The sequence below is a fragment of the Nocardia nepalensis genome (genome assembly GCF_048910785.1).
Lineage (GTDB): Bacteria > Actinomycetota > Actinomycetes > Mycobacteriales > Mycobacteriaceae > Nocardia > Nocardia nepalensis.
Window position 1 is genome coordinate 68,896 of the sequence record NZ_JBKBET010000035.1, and the last position, 17,293, is coordinate 86,188.

Here is a 17,293-nt window from a genome sequence, read left to right on the forward strand (position 1 = left end):
CCCTACGCCGAGTCCTTACCGCGAGCAGCCAGCGGTGCTGCGTGAAAAGGTCTGCGCCGGTGGATAATCCGGCAGCGATGCGCCCGTCTTCGGCGCCATGATGCGTTCCATGCCCGCCATGGATTCCAGTACGGGGAGCCGGGTGAGGGCATTGCGGATCACCATGCCCGGCCGGGTTTTTGGCACCATGAGTCGAAGGTTCGGTCCGACTTGCTGTTTGCGGTCGACCAGGTCGCGGTGGCTCTGCTCGTAGGCGCGAAAGCCTTGGCGGTGATCCCCCTTCGCGACGGCGAGTGCACCGGCGAGCCGGTATGCGCCGACGAGAGCCAGTTCGGCGCCGGCGCCGGATGCGGGTGAGGCGCAGTAGGCGGCGTCGCCGACGAGGGCGATGCGACCGGTGGACCAGGACTGCATGTGGACCTGGCCGAGTGAGTCGAAATACAACTCCGGATCGGCCAGTGCGCCGTCCAGCAGGCGCGCCACGTTCCAGGCGGATTCGTTGCCGAACCGGTCGGCCAGCACCGCGCGGGCCGCCGCCGTATCACGCGGGTCGAGGTCCAGTAGTGGGCTGCGGAACATGAAGTAGGCCTTGGCCTGCGCGTGATTGCCGGAACGGTAGATTCCGGCCATCGCACCCGGGGTGTTGTAGACGGTGACCCAGCGGTCGGGTCCGAGGGCCGCATCGGCGTTGCCGAAGGCGAAGTAGTGGTCCAGGTGGCGGACGAAATCCGGTTCCGGGCCGAAGGCCAGGCGCCGGACGGTCGAATGCAGGCCATCCGCGCCGATCACCAGGTCGAACCGACGTTGTCGGCCGTTTTCGAAGGTGACGGTGACACCGTCGTCGTCCTGGTCGAGGACCGCAATCGACTCGCCGAAAAGGTATTCGACGTCGCGGTTGCTGTCGTGCAGGATCCGGACGAGATCGCCGCGCATGATCTCCACCTCGGCGCTGCCGTATTTGTCCTTGATCTTCTGCATGTCCACTCGGGCAAGGGGATCGCCGGCGGCGTTCACGAACTGCATGCCGCTGACGTCGGCGGCCGCCGAGCGGATCTGCGCCATGATGCCCATGCGCTCGGTGACCTCGATCGCTTGATCCCGCACGTCCACGCCCTGCCCACCGATCCGCAGGCTCGCTGCCCGTTCGACAACTGTCGGCCGGAAACCATGTCGCACAAGCCAATACGCCAGTACCTGCCCGGCGATGCTCGCACCGGAGATCAGAATCCGCTCGTTCCGCACTGCCCTGCTCCTTGTCTCGAAATCTACTGACCGTTGGTCAGCAGAAACTGTAGGTCGCTGACCATTGGTCAGTCAAGGGGTAGGATTCGTCGCCATGGCTGACGATTCGCGTGCCCGCATCCTGCAGATCGCGCTCGACCTGTTCGCCGAGCGCGGGTACCACGCGGTGTCCGTGCGCGAGATCGCCGAGCGAGTCGGGCTGACGAAAACCGCTGTGCTGTATCACTTCCCAAGTAAGAGCGATATCGTCGCCGCGCTGGTCGAACCGTTGCTGGCCGATAGCGAAGCTGTGCTCGAAGCGGCGAGCCGCGGACGCGATGCGCAGGCGCGACGCTGGGCGGTGGTGGACGGACTGCTGGAGGTCTGGCTCGCACACGGTCAGCTATTGCGGATGCAGATGCAGGACCAGGCATTATCCGCCGACAAGGCGACCTTCGCGCGACTGCGGACCATCGCATTGTCCGCACAGGACCTGATCGCCGGCCCCAGCGCCGACTTCACCACCCGGGTACGTGCCGCGCAGGTCTATGCGGCGCTCAGCGATCCCGTGGTCATCTTCGCCGACCGACCCACCGACGAACTCCGCGAGGCCGTTCTCGACGGCGCCCGGCGATTACTCGGCACGCCGGCCACGCAACGCGACCTCGTCCACCGACCGCAACCCGTCCCGGACTCCACCGCCCGCCCGACCCGCCGCGGCCGGCCGGGCGCGATGACCGCCGAGATGGTCGAATCCGCCCGCCACATGCGCGATTCCGGCCTCGCCATCGACGAGATCGCCGCCGAATTCGACGTCTCCCGCGCCACGCTCTACCGACACCTGGGCAAGCAGACCACCTAATTATGAGAATAATTTCGAGACGGAACTTCGAGGTGTGGGCCAGGTCGAGCGAGGCCCCGATCCGGCGGCGCTTACTTAGACTGGCGAGATGATGTCGACTGCGCAGGTGCTTGCGCTCGGTGGGGTGATGTTGGTGGGGGCCATGTCGCCGGGGCCGGATTTTGTGATCGTGACGCGCAATGCCGCGGTGTCGGGGCGGCGGGTGGGGGTGGCCAGTGCGGTTGGGATCGCGTTGGGGGTGTTCGTGTGGTCGATGGTGACCGCGGTCGGGGTCGCGGGGTTGCTCGCCGCATCGGCGGTGACGTTCACCGTGCTAAAGCTCATCGGCGCCGGGTATCTGGCCGTACTCGGGCTGCGGGCGCTGTTGGCCGCGCGGCGGGGTGACTATCCGGTCGAGGTGCCGGAGCTGAAATCGCACGGCACCGTTCACGCATTCCGCCAGGGCCTGCTGTGCAATCTGCTGAATCCCAAGGTAGCGGTCTTCTTCGTGGCCTTGCTGCCGCAGTTCCTGCCGACGCAACCCAGCGTGTTCGACACCCTCGAGCTGGGCGTCGTCACCGCAACCGTCTGCCTGGCCTGGTTCTCCGTGCTCGCAGTCGGTGTCGGTGCTCTGCGCCATGTGCTCAATCGCCAATCCGTGCGTCGCGCGATCGATGCCACCATGGGCACATTCATGGTCGCCCTCGGCATCCGAATCGCCGTGCAGAGCAACTGAACCGCTGCTAGTTGCGCATAAGCCACATGGTCCCCGGATCGGGCGACTAATCTGCGGCCATGGCAGTTACCTGGCCGGATGAAATCGATGATGTGTTGGGTGGTGACCTGACTGCCGGATTGGCGTACATCACTCCGGCGGGTGGGGCGGTGGTGACCGCGGTGTCGCCGATCGGGTTGCGGGATCGGGAGTCGGGGACGGTTGGGTTCACCACCTCGCTCGGGTTCGGGCGCAAGCTGGAGCGGATCAAGCGGGAGCCGAAGGTTGCACTGGCGTACCACGCGCGGGAGCACGGGTTGGGTGATCAGGGCAATCAGCGCTTCGTTGTGGTGCAGGGTCTGGCGAGCTTCGACGCCGAGCCCGATCAGGCCGCCCTCGATCGGATCGGTGAGCGGGCGACGCCATATCTCGGCGCACCGCGGCGCGGACGGTTCTGGGATCGCTGGCTCAGCGCGTATTACACCGATCGAGTGCTGGTGACGGTCGCGATAACCCGGATCATCGCGTGGCCGAACCTGGACGCGACCGGCGAGCCGCAGGTGTACGGCGAACCATTGCCCGACACCGCGGACTCGCAGAAGCCGCCCGCGAAGGGCACCGGCCCCCGGGTGGACAGCGCCAAGGCCGCGGCGCGTGCCGCGAAACTGCCGCACTGTCTGCTCACCTATCGGCAGTCCGACGGCTATCCGGCCGTGGTCCCCGTGCAGGTCGGCGAGTCGAGCTCGGCGGGGGTGAACCTCAGGGTGCCGGCGGGAGTCGCCCAGGGCAGCCGCCGCGCCGGTCTACTCGCCCACGCCTATCGGCCGCAACTCATCGGACTGCAATGCCGTCAGCACACCGGCTGGATCGAAATCAACAGCACCGACGCGACCTACGCGCCCCACACCCAATCCGGCTTCATCGCACCCCCGAACAAGACACTCCTGTTGCTCGCCAACGGTTTGATGGCTCGCCGCGGACTGGCGCAAGCCCGAAAACAGGGCCGTCTCGACGCATTGAGCTAACTCGATCCCGGAAATGCACGAACCCCCTCCCGATCGAAATCGGAAGGGGGCCCGGGATTTCAGGTGGACTAGTCCCCCGCCGCCACTCAGAGCACGGCCAATGGCGGGGATTTGGGGAAGGTGACGGGCAGGGATACCAGGGCCCGATGGAACGGACCGGGTCGCCAGGTGAGTTCTTCGGGCGTTGTCGCCAAACGCATTTCGGGCAGTGCGTCGAGCAGTTGGTCGATGGCGTCCTGGACGATGAGAGCGGCGACCGGCCGCGCCGGGCAGGCATGCGGGCCGACGCCCCACGCCAGATGCGAACGGTTGGGCCCGAATTCGCTCACCCCGACGGCGGGATCGTTATTGCATCCGGCCATGCTGATGACGACCGGTTGATGCGCGGGTAGCCAGACGCCATCGATCAGAATCGGCTGCCTGGGGTAGGAGATGCAGTAGTTCGCCATCGGCGGATCGGTGAACAGCACCTCGTCGAGCGCGTCGCGGGTCAACATGCTGCCGCCGAGCACGCCGCCCGCGAACCGGTCGTCGGTCATCATCAGCAGCAGCGTATTGGCGACCAGATTTTGCACCGGTTCTATGCCCGCGCCATAGAGGGTGACGAGCTGGTGCATCATCTCCACATCGGTGAGCTCAGCGGGTTGCGCGAGCAGGCGCGAGGTGACGTCGTCGCCCGGGTTGTTGCGCTTGAGCGTGACGAGATCGAACAGCGCGTCGGAGAGCATCGCATTGCCCTTATCGGCGTTCACGCCCTCGAAGATCGCTGCCATCCCGCTGGCGACCTGCTGGCCGATCTCCGCCGGGCAGCCGAGCATCACATTGAGCACCTGGAAAGCGAGCGGAAATGCGTATTGGCTGATCAGATCTGCCGCACCGTCACCGCAGAAGGCATTGATCAGCGGGATGGCGACCTGCTCGACGATGGCATGCAGTGCGTGCAGGTCGACCTCGGCGAGGCTTGCGGCATTCGCCTGCCGGTATCGCAGATGCTCCAATCCCGCACTGCGCAACGCGTTAGGCCGCCACTCCATCATCGGCAGGATCGGGCATTCACCGGGAATGTACTGCTGCCAGGTGCGCGGATCGGCCGGAAAGTGGTCCGGATCGTTGAGGATTCGCACGGCGGTGTGATAGCCGATCACCAAAGTGGCCGGTACACCGGGCGATAGGTCCACCGGTACCAAGGATCCGTACTCGCGGCGCATTTCACGGTACGAACGGTGCGGATCGGCGGCGTACTCCGCAGAGTAGAGCGCTACGCGCGGGCCGTCGGTGTCGATCGGAGACCCTGGGGCGGCCGGGCGGGATTGGGGTCGAGCGGTGTGCAATGGGGTGGCTATCTCCGAGATTCTTGCCGATGGAATAGGAATTCGACGAGCGTGATCAGCGAGCGCAGACAGGTGCTGCGCTCCCTGGCGTCGAGGGAGGTCAGCGGGGTGTCGGGCGCGAGATCCAGTGCGTCACGGATCTCTTCGAGCGGATAGCGCTTGGCGCCTTCGAACTGGTTGACCGCCACCGAATAGGCCACCCCGCGCTCCTCCAGCACCGAGAGCACCTCGTCGGCCTTCTCGATGCGTCGGGTGTCCACCAGGACCAGCGCGCCGAGTGCGCCGCGTGCCAGTTCCTCCCACAGCGGGACGAAGCGTCGCTGTCCCGGCGTGCCGAACAGGTACAGCGCGAGTGTGGGATTCAGCGTGATGCGCCCGAAATCCATGGCCACGGTGGTCTGCGATTTGCCGGGCAGTCCGGCCATATCGTCGACGCCGACACTGGCCTCGGTGATCGTCTCCTCCGTGCGCAGCGGTCGAATTTCGGACACGCTGTTCACGAACGTGGTCTTGCCGACGCCGAAATTGCCTGCCACCAGGAGCTTTACCGACCGAGTCACGGTCTCCGGCACATAGTCGACAGTGCGCTCAGGCCGGGAGAGCACGGAGCCCATTGAGTACCTCCTCGAGCAGGGTGATCTCCGGCATGACTTCCGCCGGGGTTGGAGTGGCCAGATGTTCGCTGTCCAGCAGATCGGCGACGACGATCTTCACGACGGACGGCGGCAGGTCGAGATATGCGGCGATTTCGGCGATGGACAGCGCGCTGCGACGGCTGCAGAGGTTCAGCACCTGGCGCGCGTCGGGCGTCGCGCCAGGCGCCGGGTCCTTGGCGGCGACGACGAGGGTGACCAGGTCCAGCTCACGACTGGGACGGATCCGTCCTCCAGTGCGCACATAGGCCCGGACCAGGTCGGGGTCTCGCCGGGACCTCGTCATGACGTCAAGCCGCCCTCAACCCTTCCGCGCGGCTGGGCGCCTAACTCATGCCCGACCCGCCCGGCAAGTTCGTTCATGCGGTGCGCGACCAGGCCGATATCGGTTTCGGGCGTCGTCGAAACCCCGAGCAGCGCACCATCACCCGCGGCGGTAATGAGAATCATGCCCTGGTCGTATTCGGTCATGTTCTGCCGCACGCCGTTATCGACACCGCCGCAGAATTCGCCGAGCGCCTTACCCAGCGAGCGCAGACCCGAAGCGGCCGCGGCGAAGCGCTCGGCGTCGTCCTTGTTGACACCGTCGGAGTGCGCGATCCGCAGCCCGTCGTCGGACAGCAGCACCGCGAACCGTACGCCGGGCACATTGCTGAGATCCTCGAGTAGCCAACCCAGCCTATTGCTGCTGTCGGTCACCGGTGTGCTCATCAGGATGACATCCCTTCGGTGTTGTCGGAGGCAGCAGCCTCACGGCCGCTCTTGGAACCCATCTGCCATGCGGAGGCGATCTCGGGACGAGCCTGTCCCGCTTCGGATTCGGTGCCGGTGTTGGTCGGTACCGATGCCACCGCTCTGCGACGACGCTTTGGTAGGCCGCCGCTCGTGATCTCGTGCACAGCGAATTCCTCGTTGTCGGCGGGTTGTTCGCTTACTCCGGCCAAGACCGGAACCGGAGACAATTCGAAGGGCTTCTCATCGACACTCGGGGCCGGGGCGGGTGCGGGTGCGACGGCGGGCGTGGCCGGTTCGGCGGTCGTGGCCGCGGTGACCAGCAGCGCCTCGGGGATGTAGACCATTGCCCGCATGCCGCCGTAGACGTTCGGGCCGTCGATGTAGACGGTGAATCCGTAGCGTCGGGCCAGCGCAGCGATGCCGGGGAAGCCGACGCGCGGCGACGGGCCGAGCTGGTGGATGTCGATCGGGCGCTCGTTGGCGAGCACCTGTCTGGCCTCCTCCATCTGCTCGGCGTTCATCCGCACACCGGCGTCATCGATGATGACGGTGACGCCGTGGTGGCCCTCCTGGAAGCTCACGTCCACGAACGACGTCGGCGGGGAGTAGCGCAGCGCGTTGTCGAGCAGGGTGGCCAGGGTGTGTACCAGCGGCTCCACCGCCCGGCTGATGACGATGCGGTCGAGTTGCGTCGGCCGCACCCGCAGGTAGTCGCGGACACGCCCGATCGCACCGCCGACGACATCGGTGAGCGACTGCGCGGGCCAGCGCCGACCCGGCAGACCACCACAGACGATCACATAGGACTGCGCCTGCCGCAGCATCTGCTGCACGGTGTGGTCGATGCGGGTCAGGGTGGCGTAGACCTCGTCATCGCGGTGCTCGCGCAGCGCGACGCTCACCACCTGACTGACATCGGCGCCCAGACTGACCACGGAGGTGCCGAACGAGCGCACCGCCGCACTGGTCGCCGCGCGCGAGGCGGACTCCACCTCGGCGCGGGTCGCCTCCTGGGTGGCCTGTACCACCTGCTGCGCCTTGTCCTCGGCCTCACGGATGGTCTGCTCGTGCGTCTCGGACTGCACCACTCGTAGATCGTCGGCGAAGCGCTCGGAGATCCATTGCAGGCACTGGGCGAAGCGGGAATTCTCCAGACCCGTCGGCACCTCGATCGCCGACACCGGGGCCTCGAAGCGGCGCACCGCCTCCGACATCGCCGGAAGTGTCTGTCCAGCGAAGTGCTCGAGGATCTCCTCGTGCGCTCTGCTCTCTCTACTGAGGGCCTCGGCTCGCGTCCGTTGATGTTTCGCGTATTGCGCTATATACAACGCCGCCGCCACGGCAATGATGAGAGCGGGGGCGAGGATCCATGAAAGCACCACGGCGATATCTTGATTCATCAGCTCTCTCGTCGTTGCGACAGCCGGTGTCACAGCGCGTTGTTTCGCCTTCCTCGCGACGCCGACCAGGAATAACACTCGTCGAATGCGGCCACGTTCGGCGCACCGAAGCGCACTGCGGCAGCTACCGCACGCGCACCAGTGCCGCCCCAGAGTGCCCGCAGGGCAAGCGATTCGAGGAATCACCGACCGAACGGATCGAGCCGAGCCGACTGCCCAGCACCCGACGACCCGCCCACAGTAGCAGCATCGCAGCGAAGTCTCTCTCGATCCGAAAACACATTCCGATTCCTCGAACCGCCAGCGCCCCCGGGTATTTCGCGTAGCGCCCGCCCGGATCTCTGGCCTGCGGAATTCCGCCCGGCACGGACATTTCGGTAGCCGGAAGCTATCGCCGATACCCGCATGTGCCCACGTATAGCGAACCGCGGGTACCGGATACTATGCGCGAATGGCAAAGCTGAAGGTTTCCATCGATGTGCCGATCGCCCCGGAGGAGGCCTGGTCGCATACCTCGAATTTGAATGAGCTCGACAAGTGGCTCATCATGCACGAGGCGTGGCGCAACGAGGTGCCCGCCGAACTCACCGTCGGCACCCAACTCATCGGCGTCGCCTCGGTCAAGGGGTTGCGCAATCGGGTGACCTGGACGGTCAAGGCCGCCGAACCGCCGCGGCGACTGGCATTGAGCGGCGCGGGCAAGGGCGGCACCAAATTCAAGCTCGAATTGCTCGTCGCCCCCAAGGGCGCGGGCTCGGAGGTCACCGTCGATATCGACCTGGGCGGCGCGCCGCTGTTCGGTCCGATCGGTTCCGGCGTCGCCCGTGCGCTGAAGGGCGATATCGAGCGCTCGCTGGACCAGTTCGTCGCACTCTACGGCTGAAGGGAGCCGGGACAGTGCCATATGCCAAGGCCGCGGATGGCGCGCGGATCGCGTATCAGACCGGTGGCGCCGGCTCGCCGCTGCTATTGCTCGGCGGACAGGCGAACAACCATCACTGGTGGGACGGGATCCGCACGGACTTCGAGACCGCGCATCGCACTGTCTCGCTGGACTATCGCGGCACCGGTGACAGCGATAAGCCGGATATCCCGTACAGCACCATCGGATTCGCCGAGGACGCCATCGCGGTGCTCGATGACCTCGGCATCGAAACCGCCGCCGTATACGGCACTTCCATGGGCGGGCGAGTCGCGCAGTGGCTGGCCGCGCGGTTCCCGGATCGGGTCCACACGCTGGTGCTCGGCTGCACCTCGCCGGGTGGTCGGCACGCGGTGGAACGCGACGCGCAGGTCCGCAAGTCGCTGGCCCAGCCCGATGCGGCGGCGGCGCGGCGGTCGCTGCTGGAACTGATGTACACCCCCGCCTATCTGGCGAGCACATCCGGCCCGTTCAACACCCTCGGCGATCCGGACATGCCCGCCCATGCCAAGCGCAGGCATCTCTACGCGAGCAATAAGCACGACGCATGGGATGCGCTGCCGGAGATCGCGGTTCCCACGCTGGTCGTGCACGGGACCGACGACGTGTTCAATCCCGCGGCTAACGCGCCGTTGCTGGTGGAGCGCATTCCCGGCGCCCGGTTGGAGTTGATACCGGGCGCGCGGCACGCCTATTTCGACGAATTCCGCTCCACCGCAAGCCCGCTCGTCCTGGAGTTCCTGGACGCGGCGAATCGGTAGCTCCGAGTTCGCCTGGTGCACGGGCGAACTCGGAACCCGCGACTAATGAACGAGCGCCGGCGCGTCCGCTACCGCGTCCGACTTCGGCTTTGTCCGCGGCAGGAACGACGCGGGAATCAAGGTCAGCACGATGAGCACCAGCGCCACGATGTAGGTGTGGCTGAATGCCGTCGCGGCCTGGCTCAATCCCGTATCGACCGCACCCGGCGGGAGGTGGGCCGCGATCGATGAATCGTAATTCGACGCGATCGCGGGCTTGGCGAATGTCTGCCGGTTCAGCAGGCTGCTGAGCACCACCGACATCGTCGCGGTGCCGATCGATCCGGCGGACTGGTTGATGATGTTCATCAGCGTCGAGCCGCGTGCGACCTGCTGGTGGGTCAGCGTCTGGATCGCCGCGGTCATGATCGGCATCATGGTGCAGCCCATGCCGAGCCCCATCACGAACAATGCGCTCAGCATGAACGGATACGGCGTATCCGCCTTCAATTGCACGAAGAACACCGTGCCGAGCGAGAGCAGCGAAATGCCGGTCATGACGATCTTGCCGGGACCGATCTTGTCGACCAGCCGGCCCGCGATCGGCATCGTCAACATCGCGCCGAGACCCTGCGGCGCCATCAGCAAACCGGCGGCCATGGCGGTCTCACCGCGCACCTGCTGTAGGTAGGTCGGCAGCAGCAAACCGGCGCCGAAGAACGCGGTCGCGAACAACACCATGGTGAGCACCGCGAAGGTCAGCGACCGGTTGCGGAACAGATGCAGATCGATCAGCGGATGTTCGATGCGCAGCGCGTGGAACACGAACAGCACCATGAGCACGAGGCCGATGGCGGCGGGTATGAGCACCTTCGCCGCGATGACGGTGCCCTCACCCGGAATCGAGGAGACGCCGAACAGGAACAGCGCCAGACCGGGCGAGGCCAGCAGCATGCCGAGGAAATCGAAGGATTCCGACGGCTCCGGCTTATCCGCGGGGAAGACGACGAACGCCAGAATCAGTGCGACGATGCCGACCGGAACGTTGATCAGGAAGATCCACTTCCAGCCGTGGCTGTCGATCAGCCAGCCACCCAGGATCGGGCCGCAGATCGGGCCGAGCAACATCGGCACCCCGAGTACCGCCATCACCCGGCCGATCCGCTGTGGGCCGGCGGCATGGGTCATGATCGTCATGCCGAGCGGCATCAGCATGCCGCCGCCGAGGCCCTGGACCACGCGGAAGGCGATGAGCGTTTCCATACTCCAGGCCTGGCTGCACAGCACCGAGCCGAGCACGAACAACGTCAGCGCGAGCATGTACAGCCGTTTGGTGCCGAATCGGTCCGCCGCCCATCCGGTGAGCGGAATGACGCTGGCCAGCGCCAGCGTGTAGCCGGTCATCGACCAGGCCGCGATCGCGGTGGTGGTGTGGAATTCGTTCTGGAATTTGGGGATCGCGACGGTCACCACGGTGATGTCGAGGATCGACATGATCGCGCCGAGCACGACCACTCCCGCCACCTTGAAGACCGCGATGTCGAGCTTGTCGGTCGCGGGATCCGCCGCCACCGACGCAGTATCCGGAGGATGTGTCACCGCTTAAGCCTCGCACCTAGTCGGCCAAATGACCAGCAAATTCTGCGACCTGTGCCACACCTCGGGTTTGTCGGCGTCTCGCGGTGTACAAGCACGTGCGAACAACCCGGATGATGGCGTCGTGACTCTGCAGATCTTCGATGCCCGGTTCGCCGCGGATCCATGGCCGACGCTGCGGCGATTGCGCGACGACGGTGGGGTGCACCGGGTGCGAACACCGGACGGACCGCCCGCCTGGCTGGTTACTCGGTTCGCCGATGTTCGCGCCGGGCTGCTCGACAGTCGACTCTCCACGCAACCGCGCCATGCCGGGGAGACGGACTATCGCGGATTCGTGGTGCCGCCACCGTTGGACCATGCGTTCCTGGAAAGCGAACCGGATGATCACGCCCGGCTGCGACGGGCCGTCACCGGGGAGTTGTCGCCGCGGCGGCTCGCCGAATGGGCGCGCACGGCACCGGGATTGGTCGAGGCTTGTCTGTCGGAGGTGGGAACCGGCGTGGAGATCGACCTCATCGAACGTTTCGCCGTATCCCTGCCCGCGGCCGTACTCGGCGAACTGCTGGGGCTGGCCGCACCGGAACGCGAAGCGCTATTGCACTGGGCGACTTCGACATTGGTACCGAGCTCCACTCCCCCACGCGCTCGCGACACGCTCACCACCATGCGCGCCATCGTCCTTGCGACCATGGAGCGGGCGCAGGACGACACTGTGCTCGGGCGGCTGGTGAGTGCGAGTCACGACAACGGTTCGCCCAATGCGCAAGAGCTGGCCGGGGTGATCTTCTACCTGCTCTTCGTCTGGTACGAAGTGGTTGCCGACCTCGTCGGCGGATCGGCGCTCGCCCTGCTCACCCATCCGGACCAGCTGGCCCTGCTGCGAAGCATGTCCGATACCCGGACCGCGGTGGACGAGCTGCTGCGCTACCAGTCGCCACAGGTGCTGTCGGGGCCCAGATTCGCGACCACCGAACTCGATATCGCGGGCCACACCATCCGTCCCGGTCAAACCGTGCTGTTGTGCATGGCCTCGGCCAATCACGATCCCGAGATCTTCGACAACCCGACCGACCTCGATCTGACGCGGACGACCAACCCGCACCTCGGACTCGGTCACGGCGGCCACGCATGCCTCGGCACTGCCTTGGTTCGGACCATCGCCGGGGCGGTGCTCGACGGGCTATTTCTCGGCGACCGCACTCCGACGCTCACCTGTGATGCGCGAAATATCCAGTGGCGCTCCGGATTCCGTCACCGTGGTCCGATGGAACTGCCTGTCGTGCTGTCTTCATGAGCGCGTCGAGCAGCACACCGTCGAGGCGGTGGCGGCGCTCGAGCGGTCAGGTGCAGGACGCCGGCGCCGAACAGGCGATGCGGGGCGGGTGGAGTTGCCCGCAGGTCGCTGAGGCCCTGGCGGCGCACGGCGGGCGGTGCACAAGGAGCATGCCCGGCGGCTGATCACCGTGCGAGTCGAGTTGAAAGGCGTGCGAGGACGGAAGTCGCACCGCCGGGTTCAGCTCGACTCGCTGGGCGACTTCCATGCGGGGTCCCGGCCGAACCAACCGGCGAGGCGCTCGTAGGCGGATGCGTCCCCGGCGACGGGGACTTCGAGAGCGAATGCCTTGTCCGGGCCGCGGAATTCGGGCCGCAGCATGCCGCGGGACCAGGCGAGACCGTGTTCGGCGACCTCCGGATCCAACTCCAGGTCCTGTCCGGTCGCCCGCGCGAGATCCCAAGCGTGCATTGCCAATTCGGCAAGCTGCTGGTCGGCTCGACTGCGCAGCGGGGCTTCTGCACCACCGGGTCCGGGCACTTTGCGGTCCAGGTCGGCCGATCGCCACGTCTGCAACACCGACGCGGCCGCGGCTCGGTACTGCGCCGCCCAGTCCGGACCGAGCTCCTCGGGCGCAGCCGCCCAATCGGCCATCTCCCCGCGCGCCGAAGCCAGGAAGTTCCGCAGACTCTGCCCGATGACGTGCCGCACGAGCGCATGAACATCCCAGCCAGCACAGGGCGTCGGCCACCGCGCCTGCTCCGGCCGAATCCCCGCGATAACCTCGCCCATCTGCGTCAATGCGCGGTCGACCAGGTCAACGGTATCCATGCCTTTCGATTCTGCCCCGCGACCGCCGCGTCCACCGCGGAACGCGCAACTCAGCCGACTACGCCGCCGCGGGCCGCGCCATTTCCGCATCCAGGGGACCGGGTGACCGCCCTACGGCCGGACACAGCGCGCCGCCCCGGATCGCTGGACTACAACGCGAGCAGCGCGTCGATCACGGCCGACGGCACCGCATCGGGACTCGCGAAGGGGCGTTCCGCGAGCAGCTTCCGTGCGTCATCACGGGATAGCCCGCCATCGGTGGTGAGTACCTGAAGCGCGTGCGGTTCGGGCAGGGCGCCGAGCCAGGCGACGGTGTCGGCGACCAGGGTCTCCGGGTCGATCTCGCCGTGTACCCGCAGCCGCGCAACACCGCCGTCTGGGTATACGTCGAGGCGGACATGGGTGACCGGCGCGCCGCCACCGATACGGAAGAAGTGGCGGGCATCGGGCTGCAGCCGAGTCCGGGGCAGCAGTTCGGTCCACGTCGAGGGATCGTCGAGGTCGGCACCGGATGCGGCGTCCACACCGCGCAGCACGGCCCAACCCGGCGCATTGCCGACGTAATTCGAGGTGTCGATCTCTACGCGTCGGATCGCACCACGCGCGCCGAGCCGCACGGTGACGTGATCGTTGCCGCAGTCGCGGCGGCGCGCACCCTCCCAGCCCTCGTCCATCTGCCGGGACCGGCCGGGCAGCAGGATATTGGTCGGCGCGGAGAAGAACATATTCGAGCAGTCGACGACATCGCCGCCGTGCTCCAGCGCCGCGAGATCGATTGTCCCACTGAGGAAACGGGGATCGGGCAGCGGAATGCCGTGCACACGGAAGCGGGCGACGCCGCCGTCCGGGTAGATCGAGAGCCGGACGTGGGTGAAGCGGCGCTCGTCGGTCACCTCGAAGAAATTGTCGGTATTGCCCTCGATATCCGACTTCGCCACCAGGGTCACCCAATCGGCCTGCCGCAGTTCGGCCGGCGACGGCTGCCCCTCCACACTCGTCGCCTCGACCGAGGCGAAGGGCGGGTAATTGCCGATGAACCAGGCGGTATCGATGACGACACCGCGCACCCGGCCGGGCACGCCGAGCCGGATCAGCGCATAGTCGTTGCCGGTCTCGCGGCGGCGGCGGGTCTCCCAGCCGTCGTAGGTCTTGCCCTTGTGCCCGAAGTCCTCGGTGCTGAAGACCGCACGGCCGGGCCGGATCAGGTTCTCCCGCTCGGCGAACAATTCATCGTTGGCATAGACCACACTGCCCGCGATCGCACGGGAGGCGAGATCGGGCAGTCGGGTGAAGGCCGGGGCGGTTCGATCGGTCATACTTCTCCTCGGGCCAGGAGCCGCCCCTGCGGCTCATTGTCGATATCGATTCGGTTGCCGCGCAACCAGGTACCGCGGACGGCACCCGCCAGTGGGCGGGCCGCGTACGGTGTGACGGCGTTCTTGTGGTGCAGGCGGTGGGCGTCGACGACAAAGGCGTCATCGGGTGCGAAGACGCAGAAATCCGCGTCGTAGCCGACCTCGATCGCGCCCTTGCGGCGCAGACCGGCATGTTCGGCGGGTGCTCGGCTCATCCATCGGGCAATATCCACCAGGGTGAACCCACGCAGTCGCGCCTCGGTCCAGACGGCCGAAAGGCCCAGTTGCAGTGAGGAAATCCCGCCCCACGCACGCGCGAAATCACCCGTGTCGAAGCATTTGAGGTCGGCGGTCGAGGGCGAATGATCCGAGACAACCATGTCGATGATGCCCTCGCGCAGCCCTTCCCAGAGCAGCTCGCGGTTGCCGCTCTCGCGGATCGGCGGACAACATTTGAATTGCGTTGCGCCGTCCGGGATTTCCTCCGACGCGAACGACAAGTAGTGCGGACAGGTCTCGGCGGTGATCCGGACGCCGTCACGGCGGGCCGAGGCGATCATCGGCAGCACATCCGAACTCGACACGTGCAGGATGTGCACGCGAGCGCCGGTCCAGCGGGCCAGTTCGATCACCTGGGCGACGGCCAGGTTCTCCGCGCCGCGTGGACGCGAACGCAGAAATCCGGAGTACTTGTCCCCCTGCGGAATCGGGGCGCGCTCGATCGCGTGGGCGTCCTCGGCGTGCACGATGAGCAGTCCGTCGAACGAGCGGATCTCGCGCATGACCAGCTCCAACTCCACGGCGTCCAGTGCCGGGAATTCGTCGACGCCGGAGTGCAGCAGAAAGCATTTGAAGCCGAATACACCGGCGTCCTGCAGTGGACGCAAGTCCGCCACATTCCCGGGAATCGCGCCGCCCCAGAATCCGACATCGACGTACACCCGATCCTGGGCCGTCTTGCGCTTGACTTCGAGTGCCGTCAGATCGCACGTCGGCGGAATGCTGTTGAGCGGCATATCGATAATGGTGGTGACACCGCCCGCGGCGGCCGCCTTGGTCGCGCTCGGGAAGCCCTCCCATTCGGTGCGGCCGGGATCGTTGACGTGCACATGCGCATCGACGACACCAGGTAGCAGCACCTCATCCGCGGCGAGCTCGACAACCGACTTGGCGGCCAAGGCGCAGTCCAGCGGCTCGATCGACACGATCCGGCCGTCGCGCACGCCGATCGAGCCACTGGTCTCCCCCGCCGTCCCGATGAACCGCTGCGCACGGATCACCAGGTCCAGGTGCGCGGGAACCGGTGAAATCGTCTGGATCTCAGAGTTCTTCCGCATCACGCCGCTCCGTCGTTCATTGGAACTTCCCGTCGAATGTCGTTGTGCCGTTGCGGGATACGGCCGCGACAATCGCCTCGGCCAGGTCCGCGACCGTGCGCTCCGGAGTGGCCACCCCGGGTAGCTCGGACACTTGATCCGTAGCTGGCGACTGGTGCCCGGCAGATGGCCGATCCGTCGTGGGATCCGGCGGCAAGTGTTCGGCGGCAATCCGCGCACCAAGCCGCTCGAGCAGCAGTTCACCCTCCGCGAAGCAGCGCGCGATATCGGATTCGATCTCGGCCAGGGCGTAGGCGGCGACGAAGCCCGCGTCGCGCAATCGTTTGGCGGGCAGCGTATTCCGGCCGCAGACGGCCACCACCGGCACGCCCGAGAACCCGGCGGCAGCGGCGACACCCGCGGGCGCCTTGCCGTAGAGGGTCTGCTCATCGAGCATGCCCTCACCCGTCACCACCAGATCCGCACCAGCGACCCGCTCGGCGAAATCGACCAGCTCCAATACCAATTCGATCCCGGGACGCAGCCGTGCGCCGAGCACCGCGACCGCGGCGAATCCGACCCCACCCGCGGCCCCGGCACCGGCACTTTCGCGCAGATCGACACCGGTGGCCGCCGCGACACGGTCGGCCCAGTGGGTGAGCGCCGCGTCGAGCACCGCCACTTGGTCACCGTCGGCGCCCTTTTGGGGGCCGTAGACGGCGGCCGCACCGCGCGGGCCGGTCAGCGGATTGTCGACATCGCAGGCGACCGTGATCTGCACTCCGGCCAGCCGTTCTCGCACCGCGGCAAGGTCGATCGTGTCGATTCGAGCCAATGCCGCACCGCCATCGCCGATTTCGGACCCGTCGGCATCGAGCAGACGCGCACCGAGCGCCTGCAGCAGTCCGGCGCCGCCGTCGGTGCCCGCACTACCCCCGATACCGAGCACCACCCGGCGGCATCCGGCATCGATCGCCGCGGCGATGACCTCCCCGGTGCCCCGGCTGGTGGCCGTCATCGGAGCGAACTCGCCGCCCGGCAGCCGCACGAGCCCGGATACGTCCGCCAACTCCACCACGGCGATATCGTCGCGGCGGGCATACGCCGTGCACGCCGGTTCGCCGGTGGGTCCGGACGCGGTGACCAGCACCGCTTCGAACCCGGCGGCCAAGGCGGCGGCGACGGTGCCGTCCCCGCCGTCCGCGATCGGCACCACCGACACCTCGGCACCCGGCCGAGCGCGGTGGATGCCAGCGCGGACAGCGGCACCGACCTGCGCGGCGGTCAAGGACCCCTTGAACTTGTCGGACGCGATCAGGACTCGTGTCATGGGCCG

Annotated in this window: 16 protein-coding genes and 1 pseudogene; 6 read left to right on the forward strand and 11 right to left on the reverse strand. The window is 66.8% G+C overall.

Translation table 11 applies throughout. The features are described 5' to 3' along the window. Nucleotides 1-15: 15 nt before the first annotated feature. Nucleotides 16-1,242: an FAD-dependent monooxygenase gene (locus tag ACHQ4I_RS28945; protein ID WP_420775034.1), complete on the reverse strand. Its 1,227-nt coding sequence runs from the start codon at nt 1,240-1,242 to the stop codon at nt 16-18. Between the two features lie 94 nt (nt 1,243-1,336). On the opposite strand from ACHQ4I_RS28945, the gene ACHQ4I_RS28950 reads away from it, so the two are divergent. From ACHQ4I_RS28950 to ACHQ4I_RS28960, 3 genes are all read left to right on the forward strand, one after another. Then, nucleotides 1,337-2,083, forward strand: coding sequence for a TetR family transcriptional regulator (locus tag ACHQ4I_RS28950; protein WP_420775035.1), 747 nt, complete (start codon nt 1,337-1,339; stop codon nt 2,081-2,083). Between the two features lie 88 nt (nt 2,084-2,171). Continuing rightward, the gene (locus tag ACHQ4I_RS28955; RefSeq protein ID WP_420775036.1) at nt 2,172-2,798 is read left to right on the forward strand and encodes a LysE family translocator; all 627 of its coding nucleotides are present in this window, start codon (nt 2,172-2,174) and stop codon (nt 2,796-2,798) included. 59 nt (nt 2,799-2,857) lie between these two features. Next, on the forward strand, nt 2,858-3,802 hold the full coding sequence (locus ACHQ4I_RS28960) for a pyridoxamine 5'-phosphate oxidase family protein (protein WP_420775037.1): 945 nt from the start codon (nt 2,858-2,860) through the stop codon (nt 3,800-3,802). Nucleotides 3,803-3,888: 86 nt separating this feature from the next. On the opposite strand, the gene ACHQ4I_RS28965 is transcribed toward ACHQ4I_RS28960, so the two are convergent. The 5 genes from ACHQ4I_RS28965 to ACHQ4I_RS28985 are packed head-to-tail and all read right to left on the reverse strand — an operon-like array spanning nt 3,889 to nt 7,921. Next, nucleotides 3,889-5,145: a cytochrome P450 family protein gene (locus tag ACHQ4I_RS28965; protein ID WP_420775194.1), complete on the reverse strand. Its 1,257-nt coding sequence runs from the start codon at nt 5,143-5,145 to the stop codon at nt 3,889-3,891. After that, entirely contained in the window at nt 5,142-5,747 is a 606-nt protein-coding gene (locus ACHQ4I_RS28970; RefSeq protein ID WP_420775038.1) for a GTP-binding protein, read from the reverse strand. Before ACHQ4I_RS28970 ends, ACHQ4I_RS28965 begins: the two co-directional genes overlap by 4 nt. Next, a complete protein-coding gene (locus tag ACHQ4I_RS28975; RefSeq protein ID WP_063037917.1) occupies nt 5,722-6,072 on the reverse strand; it encodes a DUF742 domain-containing protein in 351 nt (116 codons plus the stop codon). Before ACHQ4I_RS28975 ends, ACHQ4I_RS28970 begins: the two co-directional genes overlap by 26 nt. Continuing rightward, nucleotides 6,069-6,497, reverse strand: coding sequence for a roadblock/LC7 domain-containing protein (locus ACHQ4I_RS28980; protein ID WP_420775039.1), 429 nt, complete (start codon nt 6,495-6,497; stop codon nt 6,069-6,071). Before ACHQ4I_RS28980 ends, ACHQ4I_RS28975 begins: the two co-directional genes overlap by 4 nt. After that, nucleotides 6,497-7,921 carry an ATP-binding protein gene (locus ACHQ4I_RS28985; protein WP_420775040.1) on the reverse strand — a complete coding sequence of 475 codons (1,425 nt, stop codon included), beginning with the start codon at nt 7,919-7,921 and terminating at the stop codon, nt 6,497-6,499. The genes ACHQ4I_RS28980 and ACHQ4I_RS28985 overlap by 1 nt, the downstream gene beginning before the upstream one ends. 451 nt (nt 7,922-8,372) lie before the next feature. On the opposite strand from ACHQ4I_RS28985, the gene ACHQ4I_RS28990 reads away from it, so the two are divergent. After that, entirely contained in the window at nt 8,373-8,804 is a 432-nt protein-coding gene (locus ACHQ4I_RS28990; RefSeq protein WP_420775041.1) for a type II toxin-antitoxin system Rv0910 family toxin, read from the forward strand. 14 nt (nt 8,805-8,818) lie between these two features. Then, nucleotides 8,819-9,604 carry an alpha/beta fold hydrolase gene (locus tag ACHQ4I_RS28995; RefSeq protein WP_420775042.1) on the forward strand — a complete coding sequence of 262 codons (786 nt, stop codon included), beginning with the start codon at nt 8,819-8,821 and terminating at the stop codon, nt 9,602-9,604. Nucleotides 9,605-9,646: 42 nt separating this feature from the next. Here the strand turns inward: ACHQ4I_RS28995 and ACHQ4I_RS29000 are convergent, their stop codons facing one another. Next, nucleotides 9,647-11,182, reverse strand: coding sequence for a DHA2 family efflux MFS transporter permease subunit (locus ACHQ4I_RS29000; protein ID WP_420775043.1), 1,536 nt, complete (start codon nt 11,180-11,182; stop codon nt 9,647-9,649). Between the two features lie 121 nt (nt 11,183-11,303). Here ACHQ4I_RS29000 and ACHQ4I_RS29005 point away from each other — a divergent pair, with 121 nt between their 5' ends. Beyond that, on the forward strand, nt 11,304-12,476 hold the full coding sequence (locus ACHQ4I_RS29005) for a cytochrome P450 (protein WP_420775044.1): 1,173 nt from the start codon (nt 11,304-11,306) through the stop codon (nt 12,474-12,476). A 219-nt stretch (nt 12,477-12,695) separates the two neighbouring features. On the opposite strand, the gene ACHQ4I_RS29010 is transcribed toward ACHQ4I_RS29005, so the two are convergent. The 4 genes and pseudogenes from ACHQ4I_RS29010 to ACHQ4I_RS29025 all read right to left on the reverse strand — a co-directional run bounded on the left by ACHQ4I_RS29010 (nt 12,696) and on the right by ACHQ4I_RS29025 (nt 17,287). Continuing rightward, a complete protein-coding gene (locus tag ACHQ4I_RS29010; RefSeq protein ID WP_420775045.1) occupies nt 12,696-13,286 on the reverse strand; it encodes a TIGR03086 family metal-binding protein in 591 nt (196 codons plus the stop codon). Nucleotides 13,287-13,624: 338 nt separating this feature from the next. Then, a pseudogene (alc, locus tag ACHQ4I_RS29015) lies at nt 13,625-14,602 on the reverse strand (allantoicase); the annotation flags it as partial. Beyond that, on the reverse strand, nt 14,599-15,978 hold the full coding sequence (allB, locus tag ACHQ4I_RS29020; RefSeq protein WP_420775046.1) for an allantoinase AllB: 1,380 nt from the start codon (nt 15,976-15,978) through the stop codon (nt 14,599-14,601). The gene allB and the pseudogene alc, both read right to left, overlap by 4 nt. Nucleotides 15,979-15,994: 16 nt before the next feature. Continuing rightward, nucleotides 15,995-17,287 (reverse strand): glycerate kinase, encoded by a 1,293-nt coding sequence (locus ACHQ4I_RS29025; RefSeq protein WP_420775047.1) that lies wholly within the window; start codon nt 17,285-17,287, stop codon nt 15,995-15,997. Between the last annotated feature and the right edge of the window lie 6 nt (nt 17,288-17,293).

Excerpts from the sequence above, each read along its gene's own strand:
- ACHQ4I_RS29025 (WP_420775047.1), bottom strand. The coding sequence starts at position 17,287 with ATGACACGAGTCCTGATCGCGTCCGACAAGTTCAAGGGGTCCTTGACC.
- ACHQ4I_RS28970 (WP_420775038.1), bottom strand. The coding sequence starts at position 5,747 with ATGGGCTCCGTGCTCTCCCGGCCTGAGCGCACTGTCGACTATGTGCCG.
- ACHQ4I_RS28990 (WP_420775041.1), top strand. The coding sequence starts at position 8,373 with ATGGCAAAGCTGAAGGTTTCCATCGATGTGCCGATCGCCCCGGAGGAG.
- ACHQ4I_RS28975 (WP_063037917.1), bottom strand. The coding sequence starts at position 6,072 with ATGACGAGGTCCCGGCGAGACCCCGACCTGGTCCGGGCCTATGTGCGC.
- ACHQ4I_RS28955 (WP_420775036.1), top strand. The coding sequence starts at position 2,172 with ATGATGTCGACTGCGCAGGTGCTTGCGCTCGGTGGGGTGATGTTGGTG.
- ACHQ4I_RS29010 (WP_420775045.1), bottom strand. The coding sequence starts at position 13,286 with ATGGATACCGTTGACCTGGTCGACCGCGCATTGACGCAGATGGGCGAG.
- ACHQ4I_RS28985 (WP_420775040.1), bottom strand. The coding sequence starts at position 7,921 with ATGAATCAAGATATCGCCGTGGTGCTTTCATGGATCCTCGCCCCCGCT.
- ACHQ4I_RS28950 (WP_420775035.1), top strand. The coding sequence starts at position 1,337 with ATGGCTGACGATTCGCGTGCCCGCATCCTGCAGATCGCGCTCGACCTG.
- allB (WP_420775046.1), bottom strand. The coding sequence starts at position 15,978 with ATGCGGAAGAACTCTGAGATCCAGACGATTTCACCGGTTCCCGCGCAC.
- ACHQ4I_RS28980 (WP_420775039.1), bottom strand. The coding sequence starts at position 6,497 with ATGAGCACACCGGTGACCGACAGCAGCAATAGGCTGGGTTGGCTACTC.
- ACHQ4I_RS28960 (WP_420775037.1), top strand. The coding sequence starts at position 2,858 with ATGGCAGTTACCTGGCCGGATGAAATCGATGATGTGTTGGGTGGTGAC.